At 70.6% G+C, this 18967-nt stretch carries 15 protein-coding genes and 1 tRNA gene; 12 read left to right on the forward strand and 4 right to left on the reverse strand.

The window, feature by feature from the left end:
* Window positions 1–169: 169 nt before the first annotated feature.
* From HP507_RS02895 to HP507_RS02905, 3 genes are all read left to right on the forward strand, one after another.
* Window positions 170–250, forward strand: a tRNA-Leu gene (locus HP507_RS02895).
* Window positions 251–301: 51 nt separating this feature from the next.
* The gene (locus HP507_RS02900; RefSeq protein WP_022905562.1) at window positions 302–907 is read left to right on the forward strand and encodes an ANTAR domain-containing response regulator; all 606 of its coding nucleotides are present in this window, start codon (window positions 302–304) and stop codon (window positions 905–907) included.
* Window positions 908–969: 62 nt separating this feature from the next.
* Window positions 970–1440 carry a GNAT family N-acetyltransferase gene (locus tag HP507_RS02905; RefSeq protein WP_175350356.1) on the forward strand — a complete coding sequence of 157 codons (471 nt, stop codon included), beginning with the start codon at window positions 970–972 and terminating at the stop codon, window positions 1438–1440.
* A gap of 4 nt (window positions 1441–1444) precedes the next feature.
* Here the strand turns inward: HP507_RS02905 and HP507_RS02910 are convergent, their stop codons facing one another.
* Together HP507_RS02910 and HP507_RS02915 are read right to left on the reverse strand one after the other, a co-directional pair.
* Window positions 1445–1819 (reverse strand): VOC family protein, encoded by a 375-nt coding sequence (locus HP507_RS02910; RefSeq protein ID WP_175350357.1) that lies wholly within the window; start codon window positions 1817–1819, stop codon window positions 1445–1447.
* A gap of 28 nt (window positions 1820–1847) precedes the next feature.
* The gene (locus tag HP507_RS02915) at window positions 1848–2216 is read right to left on the reverse strand and encodes a PaaI family thioesterase (RefSeq protein WP_246328428.1); all 369 of its coding nucleotides are present in this window, start codon (window positions 2214–2216) and stop codon (window positions 1848–1850) included.
* A 100-nt stretch (window positions 2217–2316) separates the two neighbouring features.
* Here HP507_RS02915 and polA point away from each other — a divergent pair, with 100 nt between their 5' ends.
* Entirely contained in the window at window positions 2317–4989 is a 2673-nt protein-coding gene (gene polA / locus HP507_RS02920; RefSeq protein WP_175350359.1) for a DNA polymerase I, read from the forward strand.
* 56 nt (window positions 4990–5045) lie between these two features.
* Here polA and HP507_RS02925 read toward each other — a convergent pair whose 3' ends face one another.
* Window positions 5046–5834: a VOC family protein gene (locus HP507_RS02925; RefSeq protein ID WP_175350360.1), complete on the reverse strand. Its 789-nt coding sequence runs from the start codon at window positions 5832–5834 to the stop codon at window positions 5046–5048.
* Between the two features lie 33 nt (window positions 5835–5867).
* Here HP507_RS02925 and HP507_RS02930 point away from each other — a divergent pair, with 33 nt between their 5' ends.
* The 6 genes from HP507_RS02930 to HP507_RS02955 all read left to right on the forward strand — a co-directional run bounded on the left by HP507_RS02930 (window position 5868) and on the right by HP507_RS02955 (window position 13774).
* Window positions 5868–7547 (forward strand): DUF885 domain-containing protein, encoded by a 1680-nt coding sequence (locus HP507_RS02930; RefSeq protein ID WP_175350361.1) that lies wholly within the window; start codon window positions 5868–5870, stop codon window positions 7545–7547.
* A 203-nt stretch (window positions 7548–7750) separates the two neighbouring features.
* Entirely contained in the window at window positions 7751–9214 is a 1464-nt protein-coding gene (gene rpsA, locus HP507_RS02935) for a 30S ribosomal protein S1 (protein WP_175350362.1), read from the forward strand.
* 94 nt (window positions 9215–9308) lie between these two features.
* Window positions 9309–9911 (forward strand): dephospho-CoA kinase, encoded by a 603-nt coding sequence (gene coaE, locus HP507_RS02940; RefSeq protein ID WP_175350363.1) that lies wholly within the window; start codon window positions 9309–9311, stop codon window positions 9909–9911.
* Window positions 9908–10942 (forward strand): BPSS1187 family protein, encoded by a 1035-nt coding sequence (locus HP507_RS02945; protein WP_175350364.1) that lies wholly within the window; start codon window positions 9908–9910, stop codon window positions 10940–10942. The genes coaE and HP507_RS02945 overlap by 4 nt, the downstream gene beginning before the upstream one ends.
* A 22-nt stretch (window positions 10943–10964) precedes the next feature.
* Complete coding sequence (locus tag HP507_RS02950) at window positions 10965–12461, forward strand: class I adenylate-forming enzyme family protein (protein WP_175350365.1); 1497 nt, start codon at window positions 10965–10967, stop codon at window positions 12459–12461.
* Window positions 12458–13774, forward strand: a complete 1317-nt coding sequence (locus HP507_RS02955; protein WP_175350366.1) for an acyltransferase — start codon at window positions 12458–12460, stop codon at window positions 13772–13774. The genes HP507_RS02950 and HP507_RS02955 overlap by 4 nt, the downstream gene beginning before the upstream one ends.
* A 672-nt stretch (window positions 13775–14446) precedes the next feature.
* Here HP507_RS02955 and HP507_RS02960 read toward each other — a convergent pair.
* Complete coding sequence (locus tag HP507_RS02960; protein WP_175350367.1) at window positions 14447–15775, reverse strand: MFS transporter; 1329 nt, start codon at window positions 15773–15775, stop codon at window positions 14447–14449.
* Between the two features lie 170 nt (window positions 15776–15945).
* Here HP507_RS02960 and uvrB point away from each other — a divergent pair, with 170 nt between their 5' ends.
* Together uvrB and HP507_RS02970 are read left to right on the forward strand one after the other, a co-directional pair.
* The gene (gene uvrB, locus HP507_RS02965) at window positions 15946–18018 is read left to right on the forward strand and encodes an excinuclease ABC subunit UvrB (protein ID WP_271207108.1); all 2073 of its coding nucleotides are present in this window, start codon (window positions 15946–15948) and stop codon (window positions 18016–18018) included.
* On the forward strand, window positions 18008–18967 hold the full coding sequence (locus HP507_RS02970; RefSeq protein ID WP_175350369.1) for an SDR family NAD(P)-dependent oxidoreductase: 960 nt from the start codon (window positions 18008–18010) through the stop codon (window positions 18965–18967). The genes uvrB and HP507_RS02970 overlap by 11 nt, the downstream gene beginning before the upstream one ends.

Consider the following 18967-nt stretch of genomic DNA (forward strand, 5'->3'; position numbering starts at 1 on the left):
CCCGACGGTGCGGCTGATGCGCGGGTCCTGCGGGCGCTGCTCGGCGCGCTGCCGCGGCGGTCGCCGCGACGGGCCGGTCTCGTGGCGGCGATCGAGGCGCTCGAGGGGCGCTGAGACGCCCGCGGAGCGGCCTGGAGGCGCGGCGCGGGCTGGTACTGTTGGCCTCCTCGCGAGTGTGGTGGAATGGTAGACACGGGGCACTCAAAATGCTCTGCCTCACGGCGTGCGGGTTCGAGTCCCGCCACTCGTACGGTTCGCCGTTGTTCAAGACAAACGGCCGTCGTCTAGTAGGCTGCATGTCGTGAGTGACACAGAAGCAACCGCCACAGCACCCCGTCGCGTCGTCGTCGCCGAGGACGAGTCGCTCATCCGCCTCGACATCGTCGAGATCCTCCGCGACAACGGGTTCGACGTCGTCGGCGAAGCGGGTGACGGCGAGACCGCCGTGCAGCTCGCCACCGACCTCCGCCCCGACCTCGTCGTGATGGACGTCAAGATGCCGCAGCTCGACGGGATCTCCGCTGCCGAGAAGCTCTCCAAGAACCACATCGCCCCCGTGGTCCTCCTCACGGCGTTCAGCCAGAAGGACCTCGTGGAGCGCGCGACCGAGGCCGGCGCCCTCGCGTACGTCGTGAAGCCCTTCACGCCGAACGACCTGCTGCCCGCGATCGAGATCGCCCTCTCGCGTCACCAGCAGATCATCACGCTCGAGGCCGAGGTCGCGGACCTCGTCGAGCGCTTCGAGACCCGCAAGCTCGTCGACCGTGCGAAGGGCCTGCTCAACGAGAAGATGGGGCTGACCGAGCCCGAGGCGTTCCGCTGGATCCAGAAGGCGTCGATGGACCGCCGTCTCACCATGCACGACGTCGCGAAGGCGATCATCGAACAGCTCAGCGCCAAGAAGTAGGCAACGCCCCGACAGCGCGTGCCGGTCGCGTTGCCGGGCCGACCACCTGCTTGACTGGGGCCATGGACGACGTGGTGATCCGTGCCTCCAGGCCCGACGACATGCCCGCGGTGGCCGACCTGCGGTGGCGGTGGAGCGTCGACGAGGGCGGCGCGACGCCGGCCGCGACCCGCGATGAGTACCGCGACGCGATGCGGGCGTTCGCCCAGCAGCATCCGGACACACACCGGTGCGTCGTCGCGGAACACGACGGCCGGGTGCTCGGGATGGCGTGGCTCGGGCTGGTGGCGCGCCCGCCGACCCCTGACCGGCCCGGTCTCCGGCTGACGGCCGACGTCCAGACCGTGTACGTGCACCCGGACCTGCGGGGGCAGGGTGTGGCGAAGCGACTCGTCACCGCGCTGCTCGACGTGACGGACGAGCTCGGCGTGGAGCGGACGTCGGTGCACTCGAGCGTCGAGGGCGAGACGCTCTACCGGCGGCTGGGGTTCGGCGACGCCCGGCTGCTGCTCCAGCGCCCGCCGGAGGACTGAACCGTCACCCGCGCGCGGGGAGCTGCTGCAGCGTCCACGCGTTGCCGTCGGGGTCGGTGAAGAACACGAAGCGTCCCCACGCCATCTCGTCGACGCCGACCGCGTTCACCCCGAGGTCCAGCAGGTGCGCGAGGGCCTCGTCCGCGTCGGGGACGACGACCTGGATCGACTTCAGCGACCCGGGCGCGACGTCCGGGGACATGATGCCCTCGCCGAACGCGATCGAGCACGCCGACCCGGGCGGTGTCGCCTGGACGAAGCGGAGCTGGTCGGTGACGCGCTGGTCGTGGTCGATCGTGAAGCCGATCCGCTCGTAGAAGTCGCGGGCTCGGTCGACGTCGCTGACGGGGACCATGATGAGTTCGATCTTCCAGTCCACGGTGGACTCCCTGCGTCGGTGCGAGGGCTCAGCGGGCCTCGCGGATCATGTTCGTGATGCGCACGGTGGAGCAGCGCCGCCCCTGGTCGTCGGTGAGGACGATCTCGTGCGTGGTGAGCGTGCTGCCGAGGTGCAGTGCCGTGCAGGTACCGGTGACCAGGCCGCTCGTGGCGCTCCGGGAGTGCGAGGCGTTCAGCTCGATGCCGACGGCGTAGCGGCCGGGGCCGGCGTGCACGTTCGCGGCCATCGATCCGAGGCTCTCGGCGAGGACGACGTACGCTCCGCCGTGCAGCAGGCCGATGGGCTGCCGGTTGCCCTCGACGGGGATGGTCCCGACGGCCCGCTCGGCGGTGAGCTCGGTGATGACCATGCCCATCTTCTCGGCGAGCTCGCCCATCCCGCGGTCGGCGAGACGCTCGTCGACGCCTCGGCTGATGGTCGCTTCGTCGGTCACGCGGTCGAACTCCCGTGTCGGATGGCGTCGGTAGGCTGTCCGGGTGTCGGACTCCGCAAAGCCTACCCTCATGGTCATCGACGGCCACTCGCTCGCCTTCCGGGCCTTCTACGCGCTCCCGGTCGACAGTTTCGTCAACCGCGAAGGACAGCACACCAACGCCATCCACGGCTTCATCTCGATGCTGCTCATGCTCCTCCAGCGCGAGAAGCCGACCCACCTCGCGGTCGCGTTCGACATCTCCCGGTTCTCGTTCCGCACCCGCGAGTACGAGGACTACAAGGGCACCCGCTCCGAGACCCCGGCCGAGTTCAAGGGCCAGATCCCGCTGCTCCAGCAGGCGCTCGAGGCGATGGGCATCACGACGGTCACGAAGGAGGACTACGAGGCCGACGACATCCTCGCGACCCTCGCCCGTCAGGGTTCCGAGCAGGGCTACCAGGTGTACGTCGTCTCGGGCGACCGCGACTCGATCCAGCTCGTGAACGACGACGTGACGCTGCTGTACCCGTCGGTGCGCGGCGTCTCCGAGCTCACCCGCTACGACCGCGACAAGGTGTACGAGCGGTACGGCATCGAGCCGCACCAGTACCCCGACATCGCCGCACTCGTCGGCGAGACCAGCGACAACCTCATCGGCATCGACAAGGTCGGCGAGAAGACCGCGGTGAAGTGGATCACGGCGTACGGGTCCCTCGACGGGGTGCTCGAGCACGCGGACGAGATCAAGGGCGTCGTCGGGAACAACCTCCGCGAGCAGAAGGACCGGGCGATCCGGAACCGCAAGCTGAACCGGCTGGTGAACGACGTCGAGCTGCCGATCGGCCCCGCGGACGTCGCGCTCCGCCCCCTCGACGAGACGGCGGTCCGCGACCTCTTCGCGAAGCTGCAGTTCCGGACGTTGCTCGACCGGGTGTTCAAGGTCGCCGGGTCCGGTGAACCCTCCGACGCGGCCACGGTCGAGGGCTCGGTCGACAGCGGCGCACCCACCCCGCCGCCGGTCACGACGATCATCGACGAGGAGCTCGGGTACTGGCTCGAGCGGAAGAGCGCCGGCGACGCGGCGAACGGCTTCGGCGTGGCGGTCGAGGTCATCGACGGGCGGCTCAGCGCGATCGGCATCGCCACCCACGACGACGCCGTCCTCGTGCCGGGCGGCAGTGGCGCGAAGGACTACGAGCAGCTCGCGGCGTGGTTCGCCTCCGACGCTCCGAAGCACTTCCACGACGCGAAGGAAGCGATCAAGGCGCTGGCGACGGTCGGCTTCCAGGTGAACGGCATCGCCGGGGACGCCCGCATCATGGGGTGGCTGGCGCAGCCCGGCAAGCAGGGCCAGCCGCTTGCCGACCTCGTCTACCAGGAGCTCAGCGAGGAACTCCCCACCGGGGACCCGAACCAGCTCGTCCCGGAGACGGACCCGGTCAACGTCGGCGTGCACGCCTGGTACGTGCTGCGGGTCACGACCTCGCTGCGCTCCCGCATCGACGAGTCCTCGCTGACGGTCCTCGACGACATCGAGCTGCCGCTCGTCCCCGTGCTCGCCGGCATGGAGACCATCGGCGTCGCCATCGACCGGCCCGTGCTCACCGGGTTGTCCCACGACCTCGGGGAGCGCGCCGCCGAACTCGCGCAGCAGGCCTTCGCGGAGATCGGGCACGAGGTGAACCTCGGATCGCCGAAGCAGCTGCAGGAAGTGCTGTTCACCGAGCTCGCGATGCCGAAGACCCGCAAGACGAAGACCGGGTTCTCGACCGACGCCGCGAGCCTCGCCGACCTGCAGGAGCAGCACCCGCACCCGTTCCTCGGCCTGCTGCTGCAGCACCGCGACGCCACGAAGCTCCGCCAGATCGTCGACACGCTCGACGCCGCGATCGTCGACGGCCGGATCCACACGCGGTACGAGCAGACGGGCAGCAGCACCGGCCGGATCTCGTCGACGGACCCGAACCTGCAGAACATCCCGGTGAAGACCGCCGTCGGTCGTCGGGTCCGGTCGGCGTTCTCCGTCGCGGAGCCGTACACGACGCTCATCACGGCGGACTACTCGCAGATCGAGATGCGCATCATGGCCCACCTCTCCGGCGACCCGGGACTCGTCCAGGCGTTCAACGAGGGCGAGGACCTGCACCGCTTCGTCGGCGCACGGGTGTTCTCGGTCGAGCCGGCCGACGTCACGCCGGAGATGCGCACGAAGGTCAAGGCGATGTCGTACGGCCTCGCGTACGGACTCAGCCCGTTCGGCCTGTCGAAGCAGTTGCGCATCGAGCAGTCCGAGGCCCGTACGCTCATGAACGAGTACTTCGCCCGGTTCGGCGCCGTGCGGGACTACCTCCGCGGCGTGGTCGAGCAGGCGAGGGAGGACGGCTACACCGAGACCATCTTCGGTCGCCGTCGGCCGTTCCCCGACCTGAAGAGCCCGAACCGCGTGCTGCGTGAGAACGCCGAGCGTGCGGCGCTCAACGCACCGATCCAGGGGTCGGCGGCGGACATCATGAAGATCGCGATGCTCGGCGTCGCGGCCGACCTCCGCGACGGCGGGCTGGCGTCGCACCTGCTGCTGCAGGTCCACGACGAACTCATCCTCGAGGTCGCGCCGGGCGAACAGGACCGGGTCGAGGAGATCCTGCGCACCCGGATGGGTGCGGCGGCGGAGTTGAGCGTGCCGCTGGACGTGTCGGTCGGGGTCGGCCCGAACTGGGAAGCCGCCGCGCACTGAGGGGGCTCCGCGACGGACCGGAGGCGCGCCTCCCGTCCGTCACGCGCGCTCCTCGGTCAGGGTGACGGCACCGCGATGACGCCGAACAGCTCGCCCTGCGCCCCGAGGACGAGCGCGGACCGTCCGAACGGGCTGTCGGACGGCTCCATCAGGGCCGTGCCGCCGCGCTCGAGCACCGCCGCGACGGTGGCGTCCGTGTCCCGTGCGCCGTACCAGGTGATCCAGTACCCGGGAACGCCGTCGGGGAGTCCTGTCGGCGGTGCGAACACCCCCGCCACCGGGTCCGCGTCGGCATCCGCGTCGGGCAGCTTCGCGATCGCGTACGGTTCCGACGGGTCGCCGAACACCTCGAAGCGGTAGCCGAACACCGCCGCGTAGAAGGCTCGCGACGACTCGGCGTCGGTGGTGTGCGTCTCGTTCCAGCAGGCCGCGCCGGCCTCGTTCACCCGGCCGTAGCCCTGGTGGGCGTACCCCTGCCAGAGTCCGAACACCACTCCGGTGGTGTCGGTCGCGATCGCCATCCGACCGACGTCCATCACGTCGAACGGTGGCGTCAGCACCGAGCCGCCGGCGTGCGTGACCGCCGCTGCCGTGGCGTCGGCGTCCTCGGTGGCGAGGTAGCTCGTCCACGCGCTCGGCCGGCCGGAGCCCGTCCTGGGGCCGATGCCGGCCACGGGCCGGCCGTCGAGCAGCGCCATGAGGTACCCGCCGGCCTCCGGCGGACCGTCCTGCAGTTCCCACCCGAAGACCTCCGTGTAGAAGGCGCGGGCTGCGCTGACGTCGTCGACGCCGAGGTCGGACCAGCAGGGGGTCCCGGGTGCGAAGACACCCTCGTGTTCGGACATGTGTTCCGCCTTCCGATCGATAGTGTCGAGAGCATGACCGAAGACCGCCCCGTCCGCCAGCCCTCCGCCGTCGACCGGGTCGCCGAGGACTGGGTCACCACCCTCGTCGATCTCGACCCGACCGTCGCCACCTACATCGGCGTGCCGGGCCGTACGGGGGAGTACGGCGACACCTCGCCCGCGGGTGCCGCAGCGATGGCCGACGCCGCCCGGGCAGCGAAGCGTGCGCTCGACGCCGCCGAGCCGGTGGACGCCGTGGACCGTGTGACGAAGGCCGATCTCGCCGCCGAGCTCGACCTCGTCCAGGAGTCCCACGACCGGAAGCTCCACCTGCGCGACCTCAACGTCATCGCCAGCCCGGCGCAGTCCGTGCGCGAGGTCCTCGACCTCATGCCGACCGCGACCGAGACGGACTGGCAGGACATCGCGAGCCGGCTGCACGCCCTGCCGGACGCGATCGAGGGCATCCGCGAGACCCTGCTCGAGGGCACGCGCGAGGACGTCACGCCCGCGAAGCGCCAGGTCGCGCTCGTCGCCGAGCAGGCCGCGCGCAACGGCGCGGAGGACGGCGTGTTCCGGCAGCTCGTCGACGGTGCCGCGCTCGACGACGGCGGCTCCGTGCCCGAGTCGCTGCGCGCCGAGCTCGCCCGCGGGGCCGAGGTCGCGGCGGCCGCCTACCGGTCGTTCGGGCAGTTCCTCGAGCACGAGCTGATGCCGCTCGCCACCCCCGTGGACGCGGTCGGGCGCGAGGCGTACGAGCTGCACTCCCGTCGGTTCCTCGGCGCGGTCGTCGACCTCGACGAGACGTACGAGTGGGGGATCGAGGAACTCGCCCGGATGCGTGACGAACAGGAGCGCATCGCCGACCGGATCGAGTCCGGTGCGAGCGTCGCCCGCGCGATCGAGGTGCTCGACGCCGACCCGTCGCGCGTCCTGCACGGCACCGACGCGCTGCAGCGGTGGATGCAGGAGACGAGCGACGAGTCGATCCGCGCGATGGACGGCAGGTACTTCGACATCCCGGACCCGATCAAGCGCCTCGAGTGCCGGATCGCCCCGACGCAGGAGGGCGGGATCTACTACACGGGTCCGTCGGACGACTTCTCGCGCGCCGGCCGCATGTGGTGGTCCGTGCCGCAGGGCGTCACCGAGTTCGGCACCTGGCGCGAGAAGACGACGGTCTACCACGAGGGCGTTCCCGGCCACCACCTGCAGATCAGCCAGGGCGTCTACAACCGCGGCGAACTGAACACCTGGCGTCGTCAGCTGTCCGGGTCGTCCGGCCACGTCGAGGGCTGGGCGCTGTACGCCGAGCGCCTCATGGAGCAGCTCGGCTTCCTCGACGACGACGGCGACCGCCTCGGCATGCTCGACGGCCAGCGGATGCGTGCGGCCCGCGTGGTGCTCGACATCGGCGTGCACCTGCAGAAGACGAACCCGGACGGCGGCGCCTGGACGTGGGAGTACGCGCTCGACTTCATGCGCGAGAACGTGAACATGTCCGACGCGTTCGTGCAGTTCGAGGTGGCGCGCTACTTCGGCTGGCCGGGGCAGGCACCCTCGTACAAGGTCGGCCAGCGTGTCTGGGAGTCGATCCGTGACGAGGTGGCCGCCCGAGAGGGGTCGGCGTTCGACCTCAAGGCGTTCCACCGCCGGGCCCTCGCGCTCGGCAGCATCGGCCTGGACACCCTGCGCAGCGCCCTGCTCGGCTGACCGTCCGAGGCACTGCGCACCGGTCCGTCACGGACCGACACACCCGGTTGTGGGCTCTCGCCCGCTCCGGTTAGACTTGTGCGGCGCAATCCGCGCCAACCAACCACACCGCCACGACGGCTCGTACCGGCATCCGGTACGGACCAGAGGGTCGCTCCCTCGCCGTCACGGCCCGACTCATGTCCGTTCGGAGCAATCTCTACATGACAACCACCACGACCAAGGCTCCCAAGCAGGTCGCCATCAACGACATCGGCTCGGCTGATGACTTCCTGGCCGAGGTCGAGAAGACCCTGAAGTTCTTCAACGACGGAGACCTCATCTCCGGCACCGTCGTGAAGATCGACCGCGACGAGGTCCTCCTCGACGTCGGTTACAAGACCGAGGGTGTCATCCCCTCGCGCGAACTCTCGATCAAGCACGACGTCGACCCCAACGAGGTCGTCGAGGTCGGCGACGAGGTCGAGGCCCTGGTCCTCCAGAAGGAGGACAAGGAAGGTCGCCTCATCCTGTCGAAGAAGCGTGCGCAGTACGAGCGCGCGTGGGGCGACGTCGAGAAGATCAAGGAGTCCGACGGCGTCGTGACCGGCACGGTCATCGAGGTCGTCAAGGGCGGCCTGATCGTCGACATCGGTCTCCGCGGCTTCCTCCCGGCCTCGCTCATCGAGCTCCGTCGCGTCCGCGACCTCACGCCGTACCTCGGCCAGGAGCTCGAGGCGAAGATCCTCGAGCTCGACAAGAACCGCAACAACGTCGTGCTCTCGCGCCGCGCCCTGCTCGAGCAGACGCAGTCCGAGTCCCGCACCACGTTCCTCAACAACCTCCACAAGGGCCAGGTCCGCAAGGGCATCGTGTCGTCGATCGTCAACTTCGGTGCGTTCGTCGACCTGGGTGGCGTCGACGGTCTCGTCCACGTCTCCGAGCTCAGCTGGAAGCACATCGAGCACGCCAGCGAGGTCGTCGAGGTCGGTCAGGAAGTCACCGTCGAGATCCTCGAGGTGGACCTGGACCGCGAGCGCGTGTCGCTCTCGCTCAAGGCCACGCAGGAGGACCCGTGGCAGGTCTTCGCCCGCACCCACGCGATCGGTCAGATCGCGCCGGGCAAGGTCACGAAGCTCGTGCCGTTCGGTGCCTTCGTCCGCGTCGCCGACGGCATCGAGGGCCTCGTGCACATCTCGGAGCTCTCGAACAAGCACGTCGAGCTCGCCGAGCAGGTCGTCTCGGTCAACGACGAGGTCTTCGTCAAGATCATCGACATCGACCTCGACCGTCGCCGCATCTCGCTCAGCCTCAAGCAGGCCAACGAGGGCGTCGACCCGGAGGGCACCGAGTTCGACCCGGCGCTCTACGGCATGCCGACGGAGTACGACGAGAAGGGCGACTACAAGTACCCCGAGGGCTTCGACCCCGAGACCAACGAGTGGCTCGAGGGCTTCGACACCCAGCGCGAGGAGTGGGAGCGTCAGTACTCCGCCGCTCAGTCCCGCTGGGAGGCCCACAAGGCGCAGGTCGCGAAGACCATCGCCGACGAGGCGCAGGGTGGCTTCGACCTCCCGGCCAGCGCTTCCTCGTCGTCGTCGTTCGCCAGCGAGTCGAACGGTCAGGGCACCCTGGCCGACGACGCCTCGCTCGCGGCGCTCCGCGAGAAGCTCAGCTCGACCAACTGATCGAGCGGCTCGCCCGTACCGGAGGCCCGGCATCCCTGAGAAGGGGTGCCGGGCTTCCGGCCGTTCCGGCAGGTGCGCTCGCTACGCTGTTCCGGTGCGCATCATCGGTCTCACGGGCGGCATCGCCGCGGGCAAGTCGACGGTCTCCGGGCGTTGGGCGGAGCACGGCGCGGTCGTGGTCGATGCCGACCGACTCGCACGGGACGCGGTGGCTCCCGGGAGCCCGGGTCTCGCACGGGTCGCGGAGCGGTTCGGGCCCGGGGTGATCGCCGAGGACGGGTCGCTCGACCGGCCGGCGCTCGGCGCGATCGTGTTCTCCGACCCGGCGGCACGAAAGGACCTCGAGGGCATCACCCACCCCGAGGTCTGGCGCCTCGCTCAGGCCGCGTTCGACGCTGCCGAGGCGGCCGACCCCGACGCGATCGTGGTCTACGACGTCCCGCTCCTCGCCGAGGCCCGGGGGAGCCGCCCACTGGCCTTCGATTCCGTGGTCGTCGTGGACGCCCCGGCGGCGCAGCGCATCGAGCGACTCGTGGAGCACCGCGGCATGGCCCGGGACGAGGCCGAGCGCCGGGTGTCCGCCCAGGCGAGCGACGCCGAGCGCCTCGCACTGGCCGACCACGTCGTCGACGCCACCGGCACCCTCGCGGACACGATCCGCTCCGCGGATGCCGTCTGGGAGCGCATCTCCCGATGAGGCACCGGCTGCTCCTGCTCATCGCGGCCGTCGTACTCGTCGCGATCGGCGGCGCGGCTCTCGTCGCGGCGAACGTGCTCGGTGGTCAGCGGGTCGAGCAGCACGGCCGGGTGGCCGCCGCGGATCGACCACCGCACGGAGACGAGCACGGCCCCGAGGGCGAGTTCCACCGGTTCCGGCTCGGCACGATCAACGGGCAGCGCCTCGAGCCGAACCGCGACGACTTCGCCGCCCGGACGAACGCCGACGGCCCGCTCCTGCTCTTCCTGCCGGCGACCCGGGCGAAGCCCGCCGACTACCAGCTGTTCCTCGGCACGGCGCTGCAGGACGGCTACCACGTGCTCGGGCTCGACTACTGGAACCTCGGCAAGACGCTCTCCGGCACGTGCCAGGCAGACCCGCACTGCTACGGCAAGGTGCAGCGGAACCGGTTCGACGGCAGTCGACCGTCCGCGTTCAGTTCGGTGAAGCCCTCGGGATCGATCGTGTCACGGTTCCGAGACGCCATGGCCTACCTCGAGGACCACGACCCGGGCGGCGGTTGGGGCCGGTTCGTCGAGGCCGACTCGGACATCGCGTGGAACGACGTCGTCGTCGCCGGACACTCGCAGGGCGGCGGCGAAGCGGCGTACATCGCCCACATCCGATCGGTGCAGGGTGCGCTCATGTTCTCGTCGCCGGTCGAGTCGCTCGGTCCCGACCACGCAGCGTGGATGGACCGCCCCGGCAAGACCCCGGCCGACCGGATGTACGCCATCGACGACGTGCGGGACGTGTTCGGCCGTCGGATCCGCGGCTCCTGGGAGGCGATGGGACTCGACGGCGCGACCGGTCCCTTCCGCACCGACACGGCGCCGCCGGGCACCGATGCCGATCCGCACGCCATCCTCACCGACATCCGGGTGGGTTCACCGGGGGAGTCGCACTCGCGGATCATCAACGACTCCACGCCCCTCGGTCCCGACGGCACCCCGGAGATGCTCGCGCTGTGGCAATGGCTGCTCCATCGGTTCCCCTCGGAGCGGTCATAGGAAGCCGCAATACTCTGAGTCCGTGCAGCAAGCAGGCGAAGAACCCGACCTGCGCTCGATCATCGGTGCCCGTGCGGCGCAGGACGGCGGGCGCAGCTACCTCGAAGACGCGCGCAGTGACCGCGTCCTGACCTACCGAGCCCTCGGCGACGCGGTCTCCGCGTGGTCGTCGACCTTCGACGCGATCGGCGTCGCGCCGTCCGGTGCGGTGCTCGTCGATCTCGGCGACCCCCTCTCGTTCGCGGTGGTGCACCTCGCCGCCCTCGCGACCGGTCGTCGGGCGATCCCCGTCGACACCGGTCAGCCGGCCACCGAACCCGGGCGCCTCGCCGACCTCATCGGCGGCGCCTCGATCGTGGTGTCGGACCGCGACGTGGACTCGACCGTCCCCGGAGCACCCGCCAGCGGGATCGACGCGGCCACGTTCCTCCCGGCCGGCGTCCGTGACGGCGACCTGCCGTCGGAGAGTCCGGACGCGCCGGGCGAGGGGTCCGTCGTGCTGTTCACCTCCGGGTCGACCGGGACCCCGAAGGGCGTGGAGCTGCCCGAGTCGCAGCTGCTGTTCGTGGCCCGTGCCGTGGCGCGTCACAACGCGCTGACGCCGGAGGACCGCGGCTTCAACTCGCTGCCCCTCTTCCACGTCAACGCGGAGGTCGTCGGGCTCCTCGCCACCCTGGTGTCCGGCGCGACGCTCGTGCTCGACCGCCGCTTCCGCCGGACCGGGTTCTGGGAGCTCCTGGCCGAGCGGCGGATCACCTGGCTCAACGCCGTGCCCGCGATCCTCGCCGTGCTCGCGAAGACCGGCCCACTCGACTTCCCCGAGGGGTTGCGGTTCGTCCGCAGCGCCTCGGCACCGTTGCCCGACCCGGTGCGTCAGGCGCTCGGCGACGTCCCGCTCGTCGTGAGCTGGGGGATGACCGAGGGGGCGTCGCAGATCACCGCGACCCCGCTCGGCGCACCCGCCCGGGTCGGCACCGTCGGGGTCCCCGTGGGGTCAGAGGTGCAGGTGCGCGGCGAGGACGGTTCGGTCCTGCCGCCCGACGAGGTCGGTGCGCTCTGGATCCGCGGCGAGGGCATCGTGCACCGCTACCTGTTCGGCCGCGCCGCCGACCGCTTCGACGCGGACGGCTGGTTGAGCACCGGCGACGTCGGCTCGGTGTCCGCGGACGGCTGGGTCGCACTCGCCGGGCGGTCCGACGACGTCATCAACCGGGGCGGCGAGAAGGTCTACCCGTCCGAGGTCGAGGACGTCCTGCTCGGCGACGAGCGCGTGCTCGAAGCCGTCGTGGTGGGGCGTCCGCACGACGTCCTCGGCGCCGTCCCGATCGCCTACGTCATCCCGCAGCCGGACGAGCCGGTCGACGTCGAGGCCCTCGTCGCCGATCTCACGGCTCGTGCCGAGGCCCGGCTCACCCGGTTCCGGCGTCCCGTCGAGATCGTCGTCGTCCCGGACCTGCCGCGCGCGCCGACCGGCAAGGTCCAGCGTGCGAAGGTGCGCACGATGGCCGAGCGCCCGTGAGCGCCGGCGACCGACCGTCCGGCGTCCCGACGCGCGTCGAGCAGCGGGGAGCCCCGGTGCGCGGTGAGCAGACGCCGACCCGTACCGCCGAGGGGAAACCCCGGCACCTGTACGAGGTCGACGTCCTCCGCATCCTCACCTTCGCGTGCGTCATCGGCGTGCACACGACCAGCCACACGGTCGCCACGGACGACGTCCCGCTGAACGTCCTGCTCGGCCTGCTGCACTTCACGCGGCTGGTGTTCTTCTCGCTGACGGCGTTCGTCCTCGTGTACAGCTACACGCTGCGACCGAGACCGATGGCGCAGTTCTGGCCGAAGCGCTTCCTGCTCGTCGGGGTGCCGTACCTGGCGTGGTCCTTCCTCTACGTCGGTTCGTCGTGGCTGCTCGGTTCGACGACGCGCGGGGACGTGCCCGTCCTCGTCCGCACGTACGCCGAGGGGATCGTCACCGGCGTCTCCTGGTACCACCTGTACTTCCTGCTCGTCACGATGCAGGTGTACCTGCTGCTCCCGGTGATCGCATGGCTCGTGCGGAAGACGCGGGGGCACCACGTCACCGTCCTCGTGCTCTCCCTCGTCGTGCAGCTCGTCGTCTTCGCCGGGTACAAGTACTTCCCGGCGAGCGACGCGTGGCTGCACGGGTACCAGAAGCAGTTCTTCTTCTCGTACGTGTTCTTCATCGTGGCCGGGGCGGTCGCCGCCGACCACGCGGACGCCTTCCTCCGGTTCATCCGGGTGCACCGCCGTGGAGTCCTGTGGGGCTTCGTCGGCGTCGGTGTGCTCACCCTCGCCGTGTGGTGGCTGCAGGTCGCCCTCGGGCAGTCGCTGTACGCCGCCGGCACCCCGCTGCAGCCGATCCAGGTGATCTGGAGCGCTGCCGTCTTCGTCGGCTTCCTCGCGATCGGCGCCCGTTGGGCGGATCGGCGACGCCCGGGCAGTCCGCTCGCGCGGGTGATCGACTACGGCTCCGACCGTTCGTTCGGCATCTTCCTGAGCCACCCGTTCATGATCTGGATCCTGCTGTACGGCGACAGCTGGCTCGAGCAGGTCGTCCCGAAGCCCTGGCTCACCCTCGTGACGTACGTGCTCGTGCTCGTGCTGTCGGTCGCCGTGACCGAGCTGTTCCGCTGGACGCCGCTGAGCGTGCCGCTGACCGGGCGTCCGTCGCTCGCGTCCCGGGGGCAGCGCGAGGCGCGGGCGAGGAAGCGTGCCGCCGCGGCGCCGCTGCCGCAGCGGTCGCCGGAGCCGGTCGAGCCCGACGACGCGCTCGTCGGCGAGACGGACGACGTGGGGCGGCGCGCCGCGCGCTGACGCGGGTGTGGGTGCGGGTGCGGTCGCAGGCGCTGTCGCTGTCGCTGTCGCGAAAGCGACAGTGTGCTTTGGGCGGTTCCGCGCACAGTGTCGCGTTGGCGGCACGAACGTGGCGCGGGTGAGGGGACCTGTCGCTTCGGCGAGTGGGTGACGGCCTGGAGGCGCGGGGCGGGGCGGCGCCGTGCCTCCGGTCCGGTGGTGCGCGAGCGGGCGCAATGCGTGCCGTTCGGGTGCTGGAGGGAACGTGTTTCGCCCGCTCGCGCCGGTGGTGCGCGAGCGGGCGGAATGCGCGGTTCTGGTGCTGGTGGGGACGTGTTTCGCCCGCTCGCGTGGTGCGGGCTGGAGGCGCGGGGCGGGGCCGCGCCGTGCCTCCCGTCCGGTGGTGCGCGAGCGGGCGGAATGCGTGCCGTTCGGGTGCTGGCGGGAACGTGCTTTGTCCGCTCGCGCCGGGGCTGCGGCGAGCGGGCGGAATGCGCCTGGGTCGGGTCCTGGCGGGAGCGTGTTTCGCCCGCTCGCGTGTTGCGGACGGGAGGCGCGGGGCGGGCTGGCACCGTGCCTCCCGTCCGGTGGTGCGCGAGCGGGCTGAATACGCGCGGTTCTGGTCCTGGCGGGAACGTGTTTCGCCCGCTCGCGCCGGGGCTGCGGCGAGCGGGCGAAGAGGGGCGGACCGGGTCAGGCGGAGCGGTGCTCGGCCGTCGGGGTACCGATCTCGAGCACCCCGTCCGTCATCGTGAGGCGCTTCGGCTTCATGACCCAGGCGACGACCGCGGCCGCAGCGAGCAGCACGCACGAGAGCGCGAAGGGCAGCTGCCACCCGGAGGCATCGATGAGCGCACCGAACACAATCGGCGAGATGACGCCGGCGATGCCGAAACCGGTGTTCATGAAGCCGGACGCGGTGCCCGACCACTGCGGCGCGACGTCCATCGGGATCGCCCAGAGGTTCGCGTTGCAGAGCTCGAGGAAGAAGAACGACAGTGCGAGCGAGATCGTGGCGACGACGAGCCCCTGCCCGATGACGAGGGGGACGAGGCAGACCAGCGAGCCGCCGAGGCCGATGACGAGGACGCTCCGCCGGGCGTTCCTGGTGTTCCCGCCGCGGTGGATGATCCGGTCGCTGAGCATGCCGCCGACGGTGTCCCCGACGACACCGGCGAGCAGGACCAGCGTCGTGAAGAGCGCGAACTTGCTGATCGGCAGCCCGTACGTGTCGCTGAGGAAGGTCGGGATCCACGTGAGGAAGACCCAGAGCACCCAGCCGTACCCGAAGTCGACGAAGGTGACCGGGAGGATCTGGCGCGCGAGCGTGCGCCACGGCACGGGCGGGCGGGTCGCGCGGGACGCGACGGGCGGGAGTTCATCGAGCTCGACGCGTTCGATGCGTGTGGAGTCCTCGGGCTTGTCGCGGAACCAGACGAACCAGACGACCGCCCAGGCGATGGACAGGACAGCGGTCGCGAAGAACGCCCAGCGCCAGCTGCCGGTCGCGCCGATCACCCACGCGACGAGGAGCGGTGCCAGCGCGTTGCCGAGCCGCGCCGCCGAGTGCACGACGCCCTGCGCGAAGCCGTTGCGGTCGCGGGGGATCCAACGGCTCATCGCCTGGGTGGCTGCGGGGAAGGCGGCGGCTTCGCTCAGGCCGAGGAGCGCGCGGGCGGCGAACAGGGTCCAGAAACCGACCGAGAACCCCGTCCAGAGCGTGGCGACACCCCAGATGACGGTGATGACGAAGAGCGCCTTCCGCGGACCGAACTTCTCGGCGATGGTGCCGCCGAAGACCTGGAGCAGGGCGTACGGCAGCGCGAACGCGGAGACGATGAGTCCCGCGGTCGTCTCGTTGAACCCGAAGTCCTCGGTGATGTGGGGGAGCGCGGTGGAGATGTTCGTGCGGTCGATGTACGAGATCGCGTACATGAAGCACAGCAGGATGAGCACCCGACCGCGGACACGTCCGCGGAGCGGGGTGCCCTTCGTCGGTGCGGCGGGGGTCGCCGTCGTCATGGGGCCTCTTCGGGGGAATGAGAAGGTATCGAGTTGCTGAACGGATCGGAGGCTATTCCGGGTCCCTATCAGTCGTCTTGGAGCCTGCTTGCAGAGGACGATACGCCCAGGGCGAGCAGACCGCTCCCGTGTCAGGGGTCCCGGCTACCGTTGGGCGCATGGCAGTGTCAATCGAGCCCACGCGCGCGGTCCGCCCGTTCGAGGTCATCAGCGAGTACTCGCCGAGCGGCGACCAGCCCGCGGCGATCGCCGAACTCGCGGGTCGCATCAACGCCGGTGAGACCGACGTCGTGCTGCTCGGTGCGACCGGTACCGGCAAGTCGGCGACGACCGCGTGGCTCATCGAGCAGGTGCAGCGTCCGACGCTGGTGCTGGCGCACAACAAGACCCTCGCCGCCCAGCTCGCGAACGAGTTCCGGAGCCTGCTGCCGAACAACGCGGTCGAGTACTTCGTCTCGTACTACGACTACTACCAGCCCGAGGCGTACGTCCCGCAGACGGACACCTTCATCGAGAAGGACTCCTCGGTCAACGCCGAGGTCGAGCGGCTCCGGCACTCGACGACGAACTCGCTGCTCAGCCGGCGCGACGTCGTCGTGGTCTCGACCGTGTCGTGCATCTACGGCCTCGGAACACCGGAGCAGTACATGAACGCCTCGGTGGCGCTGCACGTCGGGCAGACGATCTCCCGCGACCAGCTCGTCCGCAAGTTCGTCGCGATGCAGTACCAGCGCAACGACGTCGACTTCGCGCGCGGGACCTTCCGCGTGCGTGGCGACACCCTCGAGATCATCCCGATGTACGAAGAGCACGCGATCCGCATCGAGATGTTCGGCGACGAGGTCGAAGCGCTGTCGTACCTGCACCCGCTGACCGGCAACGTGCTCGAGGACATGCCAGCCGTGTCGATCTTCCCGGCATCGCACTACGTCGCCGACACCGAGGTCATGCACCGGGCGATCGCCACGATCAAGGACGAGCTGGCCGAACGGCTCGCCGAGCTCGAGGGCCAGGGCAAGCTGCTCGAGGCGCAGCGGCTCCGGATGCGCACCACGTTCGACATCGAGATGATGGAGCAGATCGGGTTCTGCTCGGGCATCGAGAACTACTCGCGGCACATGGACGGCCGGGCCGCGGGCGAGCCGCCGCACTGCCTGCTCGACTTCTTCCCGGACGACCTCCTCATCGTGATCGACGAGTCGCACGTCACGGTGCCGCAGATCGGCGCGATGTACGAGGGGGACGCGTCCCGCAAGCGCACGCTCGTCGAGCACGGCTTCCGCCTACCGAGTGCCCTCGACAACCGGCCGCTGACGTGGGAGGAGTTCCTCGAACGGTCCGGGCAGAAGGTCTACCTGTCCGCGACCCCGGGCCGGTACGAGCTCGGCGTGACGGACAGCGTCGTGGAGCAGATCATCCGCCCGACCGGTTTGGTCGACCCCGAGATCGTGGTGAAGCCGAGCGACGGCCAGATCGACGACCTCCTCGAGGAGATCCAGCAGCGCGTCGAGAAGGACGAGCGCGTCCTCGTGACCACCCTGACGAAGCGCATGGCCGAGGAACTCACCGACTTCCTCGGGAACGCTGGCGTCCGCGTGCGGTACCTGCACTCCGACGTGGACACCCTCAAGCGCGTCGAGCTCCTGACCGAGCTGCGCCAGGGCGTCTACGACGTGCTGGTCGGCATCAACCTGCTGCGTGAGGGCCTCGACCTGCCCGAGGTCTCCCTCGTGGCGATCCTCGACGCCGACAAGGAAGGCTTCCTCCGCTCCTCGACCTCGCTGATCCAGACGATCGGTCGTGCCGCCCGCAATGTGTCGGGTCAGGTGCTCATGTACGCCGACAAGATGACCGACTCCATGCGGACCGCGATCGAGGAGACCGACCGTCGCCGCGAGAAGCAGGTCGCGTACAACACCGAGCACGGCATCGACCCGCAGCCGCTCCGCAAGAAGATCGCCGACATCACGGAGATCCTGGCGCGGGAGAACGACGACACGAAGGCGCTGCTCCAGGGGCGTCCGGCCGCCGACGGTCGACGCTCCCCGACGCCGAACCTCAGGCGCGAGGGCATCGCGGGCGAGGGGGCGACGCAGCTCGAGGCGACCATCGCCGACCTCAACGACCAGATGCTGCAGGCAGCCGCCGAGCTGAAGTTCGAGCTCGCGGCGCGGCTCCGCGACGAGGTGCAGGACCTCAAGAAGGCACTGCGGCAGATGGAGTCGGCGGGGCATGTCCGCTGACCCGGGCGCCGGCCCGGACGGCGGCGCTGACCCGGACAGCCCGGTCCGGCGCACCGTCGTCGTCACCGGGGCGAGCGCCGGGCTCGGGTACTTCGCCGCCGAACAACTCGCGGCCGCCGGACACCGCGTGGTCCTCGCGACACGGGACGCCGCCCGTGCGGCATCGGCCGAGCGGAGTATCCGCCGGTACGTGGCCGACGCCGACCTCGCCCACGTCCACCTCGACCTCGCCGACCTCGAGAGCGTTCGCCGCGCTGCCGACGAGCTCGCTCGGCTCGAGCCGGGCGGCGTGGACGCGATCGTGAACAACGCCGGCGTCGTCGGCGCCGCCACGATGCGGACGACGCCCCAGGGCACCGAGCTGCAGATGGGGACGAACCACCTCGGTCACTTCGCCTGGACGGCGCTGACGCTCCCGCTGCTCGAACGCCGGGCCGGACGGGTCGTGCACCTCGGGTCGATCGCGCACCGGTGGGCCCGCCTCGACCCCGCCGACCCGCTGCGGGCCGGCCGCTACTCGAGCCACCGGCAGTACGGGCGCAGCAAGCTCGCCGTGATGCTCTTCGGGTTCGAGCTCGCCGAGCGCCTGGCGGACGCGGGTTCCCCGGTCGCCAGCGTCGTCGCCCACCCGGGGCTCTCGCTCGACCTCCTCTCGCCCGAGCGGCCGGACGTCACTGCCTCGCGGCCGGAACCGGCGTGGACGCGGCCGGCGCAGCGGTGGTACGCGCAGGGCAAGGACGCCGGCGCAGGCCCCCTCGTGCACGCCGCGGTCGCCGACGACGTGCGCTCGGGCGAGTACTGGGGTCCCTCGGGCTGGATGCAGCTGCGGGGTCCGGCCGCACTCGTCCGGGCGGAGCCGCGGGCGCACGACCGGACCGGAGCCGCTCGGCTCTGGGCCGCGAGCGAGCGCGCTGCCGGGGTCGCGTTCGCTCTCGACGCATTCGTCTGA

The sequence above is a fragment of the Curtobacterium pusillum genome, from assembly GCF_013359865.1.
In the GTDB taxonomy this organism is placed as follows: domain Bacteria; phylum Actinomycetota; class Actinomycetes; order Actinomycetales; family Microbacteriaceae; genus Curtobacterium; species Curtobacterium pusillum.